At 68.7% G+C, this 13,753-nt stretch carries 14 protein-coding genes; 11 read left to right on the top strand and 3 right to left on the bottom strand.

Going from position 1 to position 13,753, the window contains the following annotated elements; all coding sequences use genetic code 11:
- The first annotated feature begins 13 nt into the window (after positions 1–13).
- The 11 genes from xrtB to RXV79_RS18990 are packed head-to-tail and all read left to right on the top strand — an operon-like array spanning position 14 to position 11,313.
- Positions 14–928 (top strand): exosortase B, encoded by a 915-nt coding sequence (xrtB, locus tag RXV79_RS19040; protein WP_316699678.1) that lies wholly within the window; start codon positions 14–16, stop codon positions 926–928.
- An 8-nt stretch (positions 929–936) separates the two neighbouring features.
- Complete coding sequence (gene epsI / locus RXV79_RS19035) at positions 937–1,623, top strand: exosortase-associated protein EpsI, B-type (protein ID WP_316699676.1); 687 nt, start codon at positions 937–939, stop codon at positions 1,621–1,623.
- A gap of 11 nt (positions 1,624–1,634) precedes the next feature.
- Complete coding sequence (locus RXV79_RS19030) at positions 1,635–2,936, top strand: polysaccharide polymerase (protein ID WP_316699675.1); 1,302 nt, start codon at positions 1,635–1,637, stop codon at positions 2,934–2,936.
- Positions 2,937–2,948: 12 nt separating this feature from the next.
- On the top strand, positions 2,949–4,085 hold the full coding sequence (locus RXV79_RS19025; RefSeq protein WP_316699673.1) for a glycosyltransferase family 4 protein: 1,137 nt from the start codon (positions 2,949–2,951) through the stop codon (positions 4,083–4,085).
- Positions 4,082–5,122 carry a glycoside hydrolase family 5 protein gene (locus tag RXV79_RS19020; RefSeq protein WP_316699672.1) on the top strand — a complete coding sequence of 347 codons (1,041 nt, stop codon included), beginning with the start codon at positions 4,082–4,084 and terminating at the stop codon, positions 5,120–5,122. Before RXV79_RS19025 ends, RXV79_RS19020 begins: the two co-directional genes overlap by 4 nt.
- Positions 5,119–6,225 (top strand): acyltransferase family protein, encoded by a 1,107-nt coding sequence (locus RXV79_RS19015; protein ID WP_316699670.1) that lies wholly within the window; start codon positions 5,119–5,121, stop codon positions 6,223–6,225. Before RXV79_RS19020 ends, RXV79_RS19015 begins: the two co-directional genes overlap by 4 nt.
- Positions 6,222–7,202, top strand: a complete 981-nt coding sequence (locus tag RXV79_RS19010; RefSeq protein ID WP_316699668.1) for a polysaccharide pyruvyl transferase family protein — start codon at positions 6,222–6,224, stop codon at positions 7,200–7,202. Before RXV79_RS19015 ends, RXV79_RS19010 begins: the two co-directional genes overlap by 4 nt.
- On the top strand, positions 7,199–8,074 hold the full coding sequence (locus RXV79_RS19005; RefSeq protein WP_316699667.1) for a glycosyltransferase family 2 protein: 876 nt from the start codon (positions 7,199–7,201) through the stop codon (positions 8,072–8,074). The genes RXV79_RS19010 and RXV79_RS19005 overlap by 4 nt, the downstream gene beginning before the upstream one ends.
- Before the next feature lie 10 nt (positions 8,075–8,084).
- Positions 8,085–8,843 (top strand): WecB/TagA/CpsF family glycosyltransferase, encoded by a 759-nt coding sequence (locus tag RXV79_RS19000; protein ID WP_316699666.1) that lies wholly within the window; start codon positions 8,085–8,087, stop codon positions 8,841–8,843.
- The gene (locus tag RXV79_RS18995) at positions 8,840–10,210 is read left to right on the top strand and encodes a lipopolysaccharide biosynthesis protein (RefSeq protein ID WP_316699664.1); all 1,371 of its coding nucleotides are present in this window, start codon (positions 8,840–8,842) and stop codon (positions 10,208–10,210) included. The genes RXV79_RS19000 and RXV79_RS18995 overlap by 4 nt, the downstream gene beginning before the upstream one ends.
- On the top strand, positions 10,207–11,313 hold the full coding sequence (locus RXV79_RS18990; protein WP_316704150.1) for a nucleotidyltransferase family protein: 1,107 nt from the start codon (positions 10,207–10,209) through the stop codon (positions 11,311–11,313). The genes RXV79_RS18995 and RXV79_RS18990 overlap by 4 nt, the downstream gene beginning before the upstream one ends.
- Positions 11,314–11,316: 3 nt before the next feature.
- On the opposite strand, the gene sugE is transcribed toward RXV79_RS18990, so the two are convergent.
- The 3 genes from sugE to RXV79_RS18975 form a co-directional block, all read right to left on the bottom strand.
- Positions 11,317–11,631 carry a quaternary ammonium compound efflux SMR transporter SugE gene (gene sugE / locus RXV79_RS18985; protein ID WP_316699663.1) on the bottom strand — a complete coding sequence of 105 codons (315 nt, stop codon included), beginning with the start codon at positions 11,629–11,631 and terminating at the stop codon, positions 11,317–11,319.
- A 147-nt stretch (positions 11,632–11,778) separates the two neighbouring features.
- Positions 11,779–12,273, bottom strand: coding sequence for a PEP-CTERM sorting domain-containing protein (locus RXV79_RS18980; RefSeq protein ID WP_316699661.1), 495 nt, complete (start codon positions 12,271–12,273; stop codon positions 11,779–11,781).
- A gap of 109 nt (positions 12,274–12,382) precedes the next feature.
- Positions 12,383–13,717 carry a porin family protein gene (locus tag RXV79_RS18975; RefSeq protein WP_316699659.1) on the bottom strand — a complete coding sequence of 445 codons (1,335 nt, stop codon included), beginning with the start codon at positions 13,715–13,717 and terminating at the stop codon, positions 12,383–12,385.
- Positions 13,718–13,753 lie beyond the last annotated feature (36 nt).

Genomic DNA, 13,753 nt, shown 5'->3' with positions numbered 1-13,753 from the left:
CGCGCGAAACGCGATGTCGTCGATCGGCCACGTTCCCCATCACCCCGGGTCGCTCACCACCACGTGGGAAGAGCCGCCCGAGGTCTCGGCGCACACCGCGAGCCGCGCCATCGCCGGGGTGCTGCTCGTCGGGCTGCTGGCGATGTACGTGCCGACGGCGCTGCGCCTGATCGACCAGGTGTGGTCGACCGCCGAGCAGGGCCATGGCCCGCTGATCCTCGCGCTGTGTGCGTGGATGGCGTGGCAGCGCCGCAAGCAGCTCGCAGCACTCCCCGACACGCCCAACCGCTGGCTCGGCATGCCCTTGCTCGTGCTCTCGCTCGCGGCCTACGTGCTGGGCCATTCGCAGGGTATCCTCGGGCTCGAGGCGGCCTCGCAGCTCGGCGTGCTGACGGCGCTGCTGCTGTGCTTCAAGGGCTTGGCGGGCGTGCGGCTCATGGCCCTGCCGCTCGCCTTCATGGCCTTCACCGTGCCGCTGCCGGGCATCTTCGTGCAGACGGTCACCATGCCGCTCAAGGTGGCCGTCTCGGCCTGCGCCGAGTGGCTGCTGCACGGCGTGGGCTATCCGGTCGGCCGCATGGGCGTGGTGCTCGTGATCGGCCAGTACCAGCTCCTGGTGGCCGACGCCTGCGCCGGCCTCAACTCGATGTTCACGCTCGAAGCGCTGGGCTTCCTGTGGATGAGCATGCGCCCGCGCAGCACCCCGGCGCGTGATGCGGCACTGGCGCTCGCGATCCTGCCGATCTCTTTCGTGGCCAACGTGGTGCGGGTGATGGTGCTGGTGCTCGTCACCTACCACTTCGGCGATGCGGCAGGGCAGGGCTTCGCGCACGACTTCTCGGGCATCGTGCTCTTCGTCGCCGCGGTGCTGATGATGATCGTGGCCGAGTCGGTCATCCGGCGGCCGCGGGCCGAGGGGCGGTCATGAGGCAACGCATGCCCTTGTTGCGCGCCATCTGGCTGCTGGCCGCGATGCTCATCGCCGTCGGCCTGGCCCAGGGCCTCAAGCCCATTCGCCTGATGGCCGACCGCCTGCCGGCGATCGACCTCAAGGCGCAGGTGCCCGACGAGTTCTCCGGCTGGAAGCTCGACCCCGACACCGCCCCCGTGCTGCCCGACCCCTCGCTGCAGCAGCGGCTCGATTCGCTCTACGACCAGACGCTCGCCCGCACCTACGTCAACGCGCAGGGCGAGCGGGTGATGCTCACCATTGCCTACGGCCGCGACCAGAGCTCCGAGGCCACGGCGGTGCACCGCCCCGAGTTCTGCTACGGCGCGCAAGGCTTCGACGTGCGCGGCGCCGGCATCGGCCGCGTCGCGCTGCCGGCCGGCCAGGTGACGGTGCAGCGCCTGGTGGGCCGGCTCGGGCCCCGCGTGGAGCCCATCAGCTACTGGGTGACGCTCGCCGAAGAAGCGACGCTGCCCGGCGTGGGCCGCAAGCTCGAGCAGCTGCGCCACGGGCTCGAAGGCGAGGTGGCCGACGGCATGCTGGTGCGGGTGTCGACGCTCGCGAAGCCTGGGGCCGAGGTGTCGCCGGCGTCGTACGCCACGCAAGACCGCTTCCTGCAAGACCTCGCACGTGCGCTGCCGCAGGCCGTGCGCCCGCGCTACTTCGGCGCCTGAGGGAGCGACCCATGGCCGCGACCTGGAACGATCACGCAGCGCCGAGTGCCTGGGCGCGCCCCGTCGATCAGCCCCCCGGCAGCCTGCCCGGCGCCGGCGTGAGCGACTCGACCGTCTACGCCGGCTTCCTGCTGCTGGCCGTGGTGATGCACCACTGGCTGCTGTGCCTCATGCACAACAAGGGCATCAGCGTGTCGGTGGGCCGCGTGGCGATGGCCGAGATGGTGATCTACATCGCCTGCGTGCCGCTGCTGCTCGCGCGCCTGTCGTTGCGCTCGCTCATCACCGTGTTCGCGGTGCTCGGCGCCTGTGGGCTCTTCGCGCTGCTGCGCGGCGGCTATTTCGATGCCAAGGCGGCACGCGACCTGATGATCCCGCTCGTCTTCTTCTGGGCCGGGCGCAGCTTCGGGCAGAACGGCCGCTCGCTCGACCGGCCGCTGCTCGCCATCGCGGCGGTGGTGGTGTTCATCGGCCTGGTGCAGGCGGTCATCCCCAACCTCTACAACAGCCTCTTCAACACGTTCAGCTACTACGTGAGCCTGGGCGGCATCAGCGAGGCCTCGGCGCAGGTGAGCGGCCAGGCCGTCACCCTGAACGGCATGCGACCCGAAGGCATCGGCCGCACGCTGCTGCCGCAGGTGCTGGGCGCGCAACGTGTGTCGTCGGTGTTCCTGGAGCCGGTGTCGCTCGGCAACTTCGCGGTGATCCTGCTCGGCTGGGGCCTGGCCAAGCCGGGCACTCAGTGGCGCACGTCCGCGTGGTTCGTCGTCGCTGCGCTCGTGTGCATCGTGCTCGCGGATTCGCGCTTCGGCTTCTACATGACCGGCCTGATGGTGCTGCTGCGCCTCGTGCTGCACGGCCGCGCGCACCTGCTGGGCATCGTCTTCCCCGCGCTCGGCGCGATGGCGCTGCTCGTGCTCGCGAGCTACCTGCCTGGCGCCGGCGACAACCTCGTCGGCCGCATGACGGTGAGCGGCCAGTTCCTGCTCGGCTTCGACCACCTGAGCCTGCTCGGCCTGCGCGACTTCGCCACCAACTTCGGCGACATGGGCTACGCCTACGTCTTCAGCCGCTTCAGCCTGCTGGGCGCCGGGCTGATGTGGGTGTGCTTCTACGCGCTGCCGCTGCACGACGAGACCGCGCGGCGCTTTCGCACCTTCATGTCGGCCTACATGACCTTGATCCTGTGTGTGAGCGGCACTTCGCTCTTTGCGCTGAAGACGGCCGGCGTGATGTGGTTTGCGCTCGGGGCGCTGTCGATGCGCAGGCCCGAGAGCGAGCGGGACACGGAACTGGACATACGCATTCCTTAGCGGAGAAACAAAATGGCCTTGAAAGTGGTGCACGTGGTGCGCCAGTACCTGCCCTCGCGCGGCGGCATGGAAGACGTGGTCTTCAACATCGCGCGCACGCAACGCGACCTGCATGGCCAGTCGCCACGCATCGTCACGCTCGACCGCGTGTTCCGCCAGCCCGAGGTGCTGCCCACCGACGAGGTGATCGAGGGCATCCCGGTGCACCGCTTGTCGTACAGCGGCTCCGAGCGCTACCCGCTCTTCCCCTCGGTGCTGAGCCATGTCGGTGATGCCGACGTGGTGCATGTGCACGGCATCGACTTCGCGTTCGACTACCTCTCGCTCACCCGCTTCCTGCACAGGAAGCCCCTGGTGGCCTGCACGCACGGCGGCTTCTTCCACACGAGCTTCGCGCAGCGGGCGAAGAAGATCTTCTTCCACAGCGTGACGCGCTGCACCGCGCGCGGCTACCACCGCATCCTTGCAAGCTCGGCCAATGACGGCGAGATGTTCAAGCAGGTGGTGCCCGAAGAGCGCATCCGCGTGATCGAGAACGGCGTCGACATCGACAAGTTCGCCGATGCCGCCTCGCACGCGCTCAGGCAGACCATGATCTACGTGGGCCGCTGGACGGCGCACAAGGGCCTCGACCGCACGCTCGCGCTGCTGGCCTCGCTGCGCGCCACCGACCCGGCCTGGCGCCTCATCATCGCCGGCCGCGAGTACGACGACATCAACCGCCACACCCTCGCGCAGATGACCGAAGCGGCCGGCGTGACCGACGCGGTCGTGCTGCTGCCCAACCCCGACAACGAGACGCTGCGCGCGGCCATCGGGCAGGCCAGCTACGGCGTGTGCCTGTCGAGCCACGAAGGCTTCGGCCTCGCGGCCATCGAGGCGATGAGCGCGGGGCTCGTGCCCATCCTGAGCGCCATCCCGCCTTTCGAGCGGCTGGCCGACGAGACAATGGTGCCGCTGATCGTGCCCGACGACACCGCCGAGGCCACCCACGCCGTGCAGGCGCTGCACCGCCGCGTGGCCGTGAGCCACGGCGCGCTGCGCGCGCAGGCGCAGAAGGTGGTGCAGCGCTACAGCTGGCGCAACGTGGTCGGTGCCTACGTCGAGGAATACGAGCGCGCGGTCCACGAATCGAGGATGGCGGCATGAAGCGGCTGCTGGCCACGCCGCTCTTGGGTTTCGCCCTGGGCCTGGCCGCCACCGCGGCGGCGGCGACGCCACCTGCGAGTGGTGCCTGCCTCTCCGGCAAGCCGCTGCGCGGCGTGAACATGGCCGGCGCCGAGTTCAACACCAACAAGATGCCCGGCCAGGTGTTCAAGGACTACACCTACCCGACCGACAAGGACCTGAAGTACTTCGCCGAGCAGGGCGCCAACGTGATCCGCCTGCCGTTCCGCTGGGAGCGTGTGCAGCGCTCGCTCGGCGGGCCGCTCGACGAGATGGAGGTGAAGGTCTTGCGCAAGGTGGTCGAGATGGCGAGCGCCCTCGACATGTGCGTGATCCTCGACCTGCACAACTTCGGCCAGTACGCCAAGCAGAAGCTCGGCACGCCCGAGGTGCCGATCGAGCAGTTCACCGACGTGTGGCTGCGCCTGCGCGAAGCCTTCCCCGAGCCCGGCTTCGTGGCCTTCGGCCTCATGAACGAACCGGCGCATGCCAGCGCACGCGGCGGCTGGGCGCGCGCGGCGCAGAACACGGTGACGGCGCTGCGCGAGGCCGGCTCGAAGCACCTGCTCTTCGTCTCGGGTGCCGGCTGGAGCGGCGCGCACGACTGGTCGGTGAAGTGGCAGGGCCTCTCCAACGCCGAGGCCTTCGCCGGCCTGCGCGACCCACTCCAGCGCAGCGTGCTCGAAGTGCACCAGTACGCCGACAAGGATCACTCCGGCATGAAGGGCGACTGCATGGAGCCCGAGCGCATGAGAAAGCTCATGGGCCGCGTGACCGACTGGGCCCGCGCCAACGGCCACCGCATGTTCCTCGGTGAATTCGGCGTGGCACCCACGCCCGAGTGCCTGGACACGCTCAAGGCGCTCCTCGAATCGATGCGCGATCCCACCTGGGCCGGCTGGGCCTATTGGGCCGCCGGCGGCTGGTGGGGGCCCAAGTACCCCTTCGGCATCCACCCGATCCCCGGCCAGCCCGAGCGGCCCCAGCTCGCCCTGCTGCGTGAGGAATGGAAACCATGACCCCGAACAACACCCATCCCCCTTCGTCCCAGATCCTGTCCCTGAATGCGGTGCGCGGCCTCGCCGCGTTGCTTGTCGTCGTCTCGCACCTGCCCGAGCAGGCTGGCCTGCACTTCGGCCCGATCCACGAAGGCTCGCTCGGCGTGATGGTGTTTTTCACGCTGTCGGGCTTCCTGATGGGCTACCTCTACCTCACCAAGCCGGCCAGCTGGCACGAGGTGTCGCGCTACGCCATCGCACGCTTCTCGCGCATTGCGCCGCCCTACCTGATGGTGGTGCTGGCCTCGTTCTTCATCTACACGCTCATCGACCCGAAGTTCCCGTATGCCATCGGCACGCACAACTTCCTGCGGCACATCCTCTTCTCGGGCAACGTGAGCGTGTTCTGGAGCATCCCGCCCGAGGTGCAGTTCTATGCGCTCTTCATCGGCTTCTGGTGGGCGCTCAAGCGGGCGCAGTCGGGCCGCACGCTCGCGCTCGTGATCGTGATGGTGCTGGCGGTGGCGGCCATCTGCGTGCGCGACAAGGTGCCCGGCACCTTCGCGATCTCGAAGCTGCATTACTTCCTGCTCGGCTCCATGCTCGGCGGCCTGCACCACTGGCTGCGCACCGTGCCCATCAGCACGCGCGCGCTCACGGTGCTGCAGGTGCTGCTGCTGGGCACGCTGGGCGTCTTCATGCTGGAGGTGATCCACCTGCCCGAGAAGTACTGGCACGACCTGGCTCCGGCGCTGATCGCGGGCCTGGTGGTGTTCGCCTTCTCGCACGACCGCACGCCCATCGACATGGCCTTCATGGCCAAGCCCCTCCAGTGGCTGGGCGACTGGAGCTTCTCGATCTACCTGCTGCACGTGCCGATCATCTATGTCTTCGTGAAGGCCGGCCTGATGCGGGAGGGCGGATTGCTCTCCACCCTGTGCGTGGTGGTGGCGGTGCTCGCGTGCGGCGTCTTCAGCATCTTCGTCGAGCGCCCGGCGTGTGCGGCCACCAAGCGCGGCCTCAACGCCTGGCTCAAGCGTCTGGAGCCCGCGGCCAAGCCACTCGATGCGACCACGGAGCCGCGCCTCATGCCCCACATCACCCCTGACCGGACCCGCCCATGACCACTCCACCCGACACGCTGCCCCTGGTGAACGACCCGCACGCGTGGGACGGCCTGCGCCATGCCCTGCAGTCGCTGCAGGCGCGCCGCCCGGCGCGGCTGCTCTACGTGCCCAACGAAGGCAATGCCGGTGATGCGCTCATCGCCGCCGGCAGCTGGCAGTTCTTCGACGACCTGGGCCTGGCGCCCGCCTACGCGAAGGTGCGCGACATCCGCCGCGGCGACTCGCTCATCTACGCCGGTGGCGGCAACCTGGTGCCCGAGTACGAGAGCTGCTCGCGTTTCCTCGAGCGCTGCCTGGCCGTGGGCGTCGAGTCGGTGCTCGTGATGCCGCACACCATCCGCGGCCACGAGGCGCTTCTCGCGCGGCTCGACGAGCGCTTCACGCTCGTGTGCCGCGACCAGGCCTCGGTGGCGCGGGTGCAGGCCACCGGCACCGGCGCGCAGGTGCTGTACGCGCCCGACATGGCGCTCTACATCGACGTGCAGCGACTCTTCCAATGCTGCGAGCAATACCGCGGCCCCGCCTTCTGGGCGCGCATGGCGCACCACGACCGGCTGGTGCCCTACCTGCGCTGGCGCCTGGCCTTGCTGCGCCGCGCGCCGCCCGCCCACCTGCGGCTCGACGTGATCCGCGTCGATGCCGAGGCCATCGCCGCGCTGCCGGGCGACAAGCGCTGGGACATGTCGAACCTCTATGGCTCGAAATTCCGGCTGCGCGCCGAGTCGGACCTCGTCACGCGCGACTTCCTGCGCTTCTTCAGCCAGCTGATCGCGGTGCGCACCAACCGGCTGCACGCCGGCGTGGCCGCGGCGCTCATGGGCTGCGAGGTGACCTACCTCGACAACTCCTACGGGAAGATCGGCGCCGTCTACGACGCGTGGCTGAGCCACCTGCCGCAGATCAGCTTCGAGCGCACGCCGGCCACGAGCCGCGCCCAGGCACCCGGCCTGGTGGTGCAGGGGGCCGGTGCATGAAGTTCTCGCTCATCATGGGCACGCTCGGGCGGCGTGACGAGGTGGGCGACTTCCTCGCCTCGCTGCAGCGCCAGGACCACCGCGACTTCGAGCTGCTCATCGTCGACCAGAACCCCGACGAGCGGCTCGCACCGCTGATCGAGCAGTACCGCAAGCACTTCCGCATCCTGCGCTACCGCAGCGCGCCCGGCCTCTCGCGCGCCCGCAACGTGGGTTTGCGCTACGCCACGGGCGACGTGATCGCCTTCCCCGACGACGACTGCTGGTACCCCGACGGCCTGCTGACGTACGTGGCGCAACGCCTGCAGGCCGAGCCCTCGCTCGACGGCCTGACTGGCCGCTTCGTCGACGCCGAAGGCCGCTCGGAAGGCCGCTGGCTGCCGCGCACGCAGATCCTCAACCGTTTCTCGGTGTGGCGCGGGGCCATCTCGTTCAGCATCTTCCTGCGCCGCCGCCTCGTCGAGCGCATCGGCGAGTTCGACGAAGACCTCGGCGTGGGCGCCGGCACGCCCTGGGGCGCCGGCGAAGAGACCGAGTTCATGCTGCGCGGCCTGAAGGCTGGCGGCCGAGTCGAATTCGACCGCGACCTTGTCCTGCACCACCCGGTGAAGACCGCCGACTACGGCGACGCCGCCATCGCGCGGCAGCGCCGCTACGAAGCCGGCTTCGGCCGTGTGATCCGCCGCGGCGGATTTCCCGGCTGGTATTTCCCGTGGGTGTGCGGACGCACGCTCGCCGGCTCGCTGCTCGCGCTGTGCAGCGGCCAGCGTGCGCAGGCGCGCTTCAAGTGGCACAGCCTGCTCGCCCGCGTGAGCGGCTGGCGCACCGGCCAGGCGCCGCGCACGGCCTACCCCTCGTCCAACCACGCTTGAGGATTGCTCGATGACCACCTCGACCTTGTCAGGCCCGAAGCTCCCCGAGACCTTGCGCATCGGGCCGTTTCGCGTGAAGTCGTTCGGCTCGCACGCGCTGGCGGGCCAGATCTACCGCCAACTGGCACTGGGCCGGCGCACCGAACTCTTCTTCGCCAACACCAACTTCGTCGTCACCTGCCAGGCCTTTGCCGAGCGCTTCAACGACGACCCGGCGATCACCGTCGTCAACGACGGCATCGGCATGGACCTTGCAGCGCGGTTGATGCATGGCAAGCGCTTCCAGGAGAACCTCAACGGCACCGACTTCATCCCCCGTCTGCTCGGCGGCAGCCCGCTGCCGCTGCGCGTCTTTCTCTTCGGCGCACGGCCCGAGGTGGTGCGCGAGGCCTCGCGCTCGGTGGAGCGCCGCTTCGGCCACACGGTCGTGGGGGCGCTCTCGGGCTACGGCGTGGAAGACGAGTTGGTGTGCGAGCGCATCCGCAGCGCCAAGCCCGACGTGGTGCTGGTGGCGCTCGGCAACCCGCTGCAGGAACAGTGGATCCTCGACCACGCGCAGCAGCTGCCGCCGGCCTTGTACGTCGGCGTAGGCGCCTTGTTCGACTTCCTCGCCGAGCGGGCCGTGCGCGCGCCGGTGTGGGTGCGCAAGCTGCACCTGGAATGGTTCTTCCGGCTCACGCAGGAGCCCAAGCGGCTGTGGAAGCGCTACACGGTGGATGCGTTCAAGTTCTTCCGCATCTGCCGCTCGGCCAAGCTTGAGGCTTCATGAAACTGGCTTCGAAGTCAGCTTGGTCGATTCTGGACAACCTGGTTCAGCAGGTCCTGTCGTTCATCATCTTCGCGGTGCTCGCGCGCTGGCTCACGCCGCACGAGTTCGGGCTGCTCGCGATCGCACATTTGATGGTGCTCTTCACGCGCATGTCGCTGCTCGATTCGCTGGCGATGCCGGTGGTGCGCACGCCCGGGGCCGATGACCGCCAGTTCGACTGGCTCTTCACCGTCTGCACCGTGGTCTCGCTCGGCGTGGCGGCGCTCATGGTGCTGCTGTCGTGGCCGATGGCGCGCTTCTTCGAAGCTCCCGATCTCACGCTGGTGCTGGCAGGCATGAGCCTCTCGGTGGTGCTCTTCGGGCTCGGCCGCGCGCACGACGCGAGGCTGCTGCGCGACGGCAACTTCCGCGTGATGGCGATCCGCTCGCTGTGCTCGGTGACGGCGGGCGGCGCGGTGGCGCTCTGGCTGGCCGCGCGCGGCGCGGGGGCGATGGCGCTCGTGGCGCAGCAGGTGGTGATGGGCGTGGTGGCGCTGGCGGTGGCGCTCATCGCCGAGTGGCGGCACTGGCGGCCGCGCTGGCACTGGTCGGCGGAGCTCTTTCGCGAGCACCGCGGCGAGGCCCGCCGCATCGGCCTCAACGCCTGCGTCAACTACGCCAACAGCAACGGCGATGCGGCCCTCGTGAGCGTGCTGCTCGGCCCGGCCGCGACCGGCCTCTACAACCTTGCCAAGCGGGTGCTCTCGGCTGGCTATCTCGTGGTGGCGTCGTCGCTCAGCCGGGTGGGCGTGAGCCTCTTCGTGCAACGCCAGGGCGACCCGGTGGCGCTGGCCCAGGCCTACCGGCGCATGCTCGGCTGGACGCTCTTGCTGCTGGCGCCGATGTATGCACTCGTCTCGCTCGTGGCCGAGCCGCTGGTGGTGCTGGCCTTCGGCGAACGCTGGCGCGAGAGCGCGGCGCTCTTCGGCTGGCTGTCGGTGGCTTACGTGGCGCAGTCGGCCTTCTGGCTGGGGCAGAACCTGTCCTTCGCCACACGCCAGAGCGCCCGCGTGCTCAAGCTGTCGACCCTGCAGCTCGCGATCACCGCGGCACTGGCCGCCGGTTTGTCGCGCTGGGGCATGCAGGGCATCGCCGCCGGCGTGGCGCTCGGGAGCGTGGCCGGTTGCGTGCTGATGCAGATCGCGGTGCACCGGCAGCTGTCCATTTCCAGCCTCTCGTTCATGCGCACCACGCTGCCCGCCACGCTGGGCACGGCGAGTGTGGCGGCGCTGCTGTGGGGCCTGCCCCATGCCGGCCTCGATGCCGAACGCATGCAAACTCTGTTGACCTCTCAAAAGGAATTTCTCACCTCATGGCAAAAGCAATGATCCTCGCCGCGGGCCAAGGGACCCGCGTGCGCCCGCTGACCAAGAACATGCCCAAGCCGATGGTGCCCATCCTCGGCAAGCCGGTGCTCGAATACCTGATCGAGCACCTGGCGCGCTACGGCATCAAGGAAATCATGATCAACGTGGCGTTCAACCACTGGAAGATCGAGAACCACTTCGGTGACGGCAGCCGCTGGGGCGTGCAGATCGGCTACTCGTACGAAGGCGTGCGCGAGCACGGCGAGGTGGTGCCCAAGCCGATGGGCTCGGCCGGCGGCATGAAGAAGATCCAGGATTTCTCGGGCTTCTTCGACGAGACCACGCTCGTGCTGTGCGGCGACGCGCTGGTCGACCTCGACATCAACGCCGCGCTCTTCGAGCACAAGCAGAAGGGCGCCTTGGCGAGCGTGGTGGGCCTCGACGTGAAGCGCGAGGAGGTGCAGAACTACGGCATCGTGAGCGCCGACCCGACGGGCCGCGTGCTCGAGTTCCAGGAGAAGCCCACGCCCGAGGCGGCCAAGAGCACGCTGGCCTCGACCGGCATCTACATCTTCGAGCCCGCCGTGCTCGAGCTCGTGCCGAGCGGCAAGAGCTTCGACATCGGCAGCGACCTCTTCCCGCTGATGGCGGCCAAGGGCCTGCCCTTCTACGTGCAGAACCGCTTCTTCAACTGGATCGACATCGGCCGTGTGAGCGACTACTGGAGCGTGCTGCAGCGCGTGCTGATGGGCGAGGTGGCCGAGATGGAGATGCCGGGCAAGGAAGTGCGCCCCGGCGTGTGGGTGGGCCTCAACACCCGCATCCCCTGGGACAAGGTGCAGATCACCGGGCCGGTTTACCTCGGCTCCAGCGTGTGCGTGGAGCCCGGCGTGAAGATCGAGGGGCCGACCTGGATCGGCACCGGCAGCCACCTGAAGCGCGGCTGCGAGGTCAAGCGCAGCGTGCTCTTCGAGTACACCCGCATCTCGTCGGAGCAGGTGTTCGAAGAGATGATCGTCTCGCCGCAATATTGCGTGGACCGCCGCGGCACGACGAACTACATCAGTGATGATGAGACACACCGCCGCTGGGGCGACGCAAGAGGAGATGGTTGCGCAAGCTGACCGTCAGGCGGTGACCTTCAGTCCCACGATCCCCGCCACGATCAAGGCCACGCAGCCCAGCCGGGCTGCCGTGGCGGGCTCCTGAAACAGCACGATGCCAAGCGCCACCGTGCCCACCGCTCCAATGCCCGTCCACACGGCGTAAGCCGTGCCCACGGGAAGCGTGCGCATCGCCCAGCCGAGCAGCACCACGCTTGCGACCATCGCTGCCACCGTGCCCACGCTCGGCCACAGCCGCGAGAACCCGTCGGTGTACTTGAGGCCGATGGCCCAGGCGACCTCGAAGAGGCCGGCGATGAAAAGAATGACCCAGGCCATGACGACCCTTTCACTGCAGAGTGGGGTCGTCCCCCGGTGGTTGGAAGGGCCCGGCCCAGGCCGTCCTGAGGGGCGCAGCGCAGTGTAGGCCGCCCACAAAAAAGGCCCGGTGTTCGCCGGGCCTTTCAAGCAGGAGCAGCGCAGGCGTCACATCTTGCGACGGCGCCCCACGAACGCGAGAGCGCCCAGGCCAGCCAAAAGCATGGCGTAGGTGCCGGGCTCGGGCACCGGCGTCACCTGCACGTTCTGCAGTTGCATGCCGAAGTTCGGGCCGGGCACGCCGCGCAGCGCGAAGAGCAGGCCGCCCGCACCGCCGGCTTCGGTGGTGAAGGAGTAGGTGTTCCAGCCCGGCGAGGTCGTCACGTCGCTCAGCAGGCCGCGCGTCGAGGGGCCTTCGAGGGTGTCGAAAAGAAAGCCGAAGCTGAGGGTCTTGTCGGCGTTACCGGCAAACTTTTCCGCCTGGTATTCGAAGCTCACGGTGTAGAAGCCGGAGGCGAGATCCTCGAATTTCTCGAAGCAGAAGCGTTGGCCGAGGCCGCTTTTCAGGGGATCGTCACAGCTGTTGAGCGCCGCCTGCGAAGTGGAGACGGCGCCCAGGGAAAGGACAGCGGTGGCGATGCTGGCGATCAGTTTCTTGTTCATCGGGTACTCCTGTGATGACAACGTACGGCTGAGAGGGAAAAGTTCCGTGAGAGAAGAGCAATCAGCGCTCCGCTTCGGTGCAGTGGTCTTTGAGAGCCGTGTGCACGCTTCAGCGAATCGCGAATTCCGCGTTGCAGCCAGCGACCGTGGCCTTGTAGCCCGAGCTGACCGAGGTGTCTCCGCCGACGGTGCGCTTCTCCTGGTTCACGTGGCAGATGAGCTGCAGTGCGTCGAACGGCGTGTAGGTCATCGAGATGCCGCCGATGACGGTGGTGTCGGTGCCGGTCGCGGTGGGCACGCCGTTGACGAAGGTGTTGTCGAGCTTGCGGTGCGCCCAGCTCACGCGCGGCACGAAGGTCACCTTCGCCGTGGCGAGCCAGGTGACGGCGAGCGAAGCGGTCTGGATGGCGCGCGCATCGCTCGACTCGCCGCCGGTCAGCGTGGAGTCGAAGTCGGCGCGGCCGACGCTGCGGTCGTAGGCGAGGTCGAGGTCGGTGTATAGCTTGCCGGTCGGGCGCCAGTTCCAGCCGAGGGCGCCCGTCCAGCCCTTGTTGTCGCGCGCGCTCTGGGCGGTGTGCCGCTCGCGCGTCAGGCTGATGCGGGTGTTGAGGGCGCTGGCGCCGCTCGGGGTGAGGTTGGTGATGAGGTCGACGTCGTCGCGGGTGAATTCGTCGGGCACGCCGCCCAAGCCGACCGGGTAGCGCCCCTCGCTGCGCCGCACGCCCAGGCGGGTGGTGAGGGCGCCGCTCTGGCGGTAGCGGATGCCGGCGTTGTAGGAGCTCTGGCGCATGTCGCGCTCGTCGACGTCGATCCCGCGGTAGTCGTTCTCACTCCCGGTCGCGCCGGCCTCAAACGACCAGCGCGTGACAAGCCCCAGGCGCGCCTGGACGCCGAGTGAAGTGCTGCGCACCTGGTTACGCTCGAGCGAGATGGTGCCGTTGATGGTGTCGCGGTAGAGGCTCTGGTTCTGCTGCGCCGTCAGCAGGCCGGAGAGCCGGCCCACGGTCTCCCAGTCCCAGCGGGCGTTGACGCCGTAGTCGGTGTTGTTGAGGTGCTCGTTCTTGTTGTAGCGGTTGTGGTTGGCTTCGGCGTTGAAGAAGAAGTGCTGCCGGCCGATCGACTTGTCGAGTCCGAGGTGCACGCCGCTCGACCAGATGCGGTCGCGCCGCTCCAGCGGGCTGCCTTCCGGGGCACGGAAGAGGTTGCTCTCGCCCACCAGGCCCTGGCGGATGCCGAAGACGAAGGGCGAGGGCTCTTGGGTCGGCGGCACCGCGCCGCTGCCGCTCGGCGGGCTTACCGGCGCCGGAGCGGGCGCGGGGCCGGTGGACGGCGCCGTGGGGTTGGGCGCCGCCGGCGTGGTGGAGGGAGCGCCCGTCTCCTGGGCGTGGACCTGAGCGAAGGTGCTGATCAAGCCCATCAGCAGGGGCAGGGTGGCGGTTCTCATGTTTGTGGGCAGCAGTGGTGGGTGGAGGGATCGATC

The sequence above is a fragment of the Piscinibacter gummiphilus genome (genome assembly GCF_032681285.1).
Taxonomy (GTDB): Bacteria; Pseudomonadota; Gammaproteobacteria; order Burkholderiales; family Burkholderiaceae_C; genus Rhizobacter; species Rhizobacter gummiphilus_A.
This window is presented reverse-complemented; position numbering and strand designations above follow the sequence as displayed.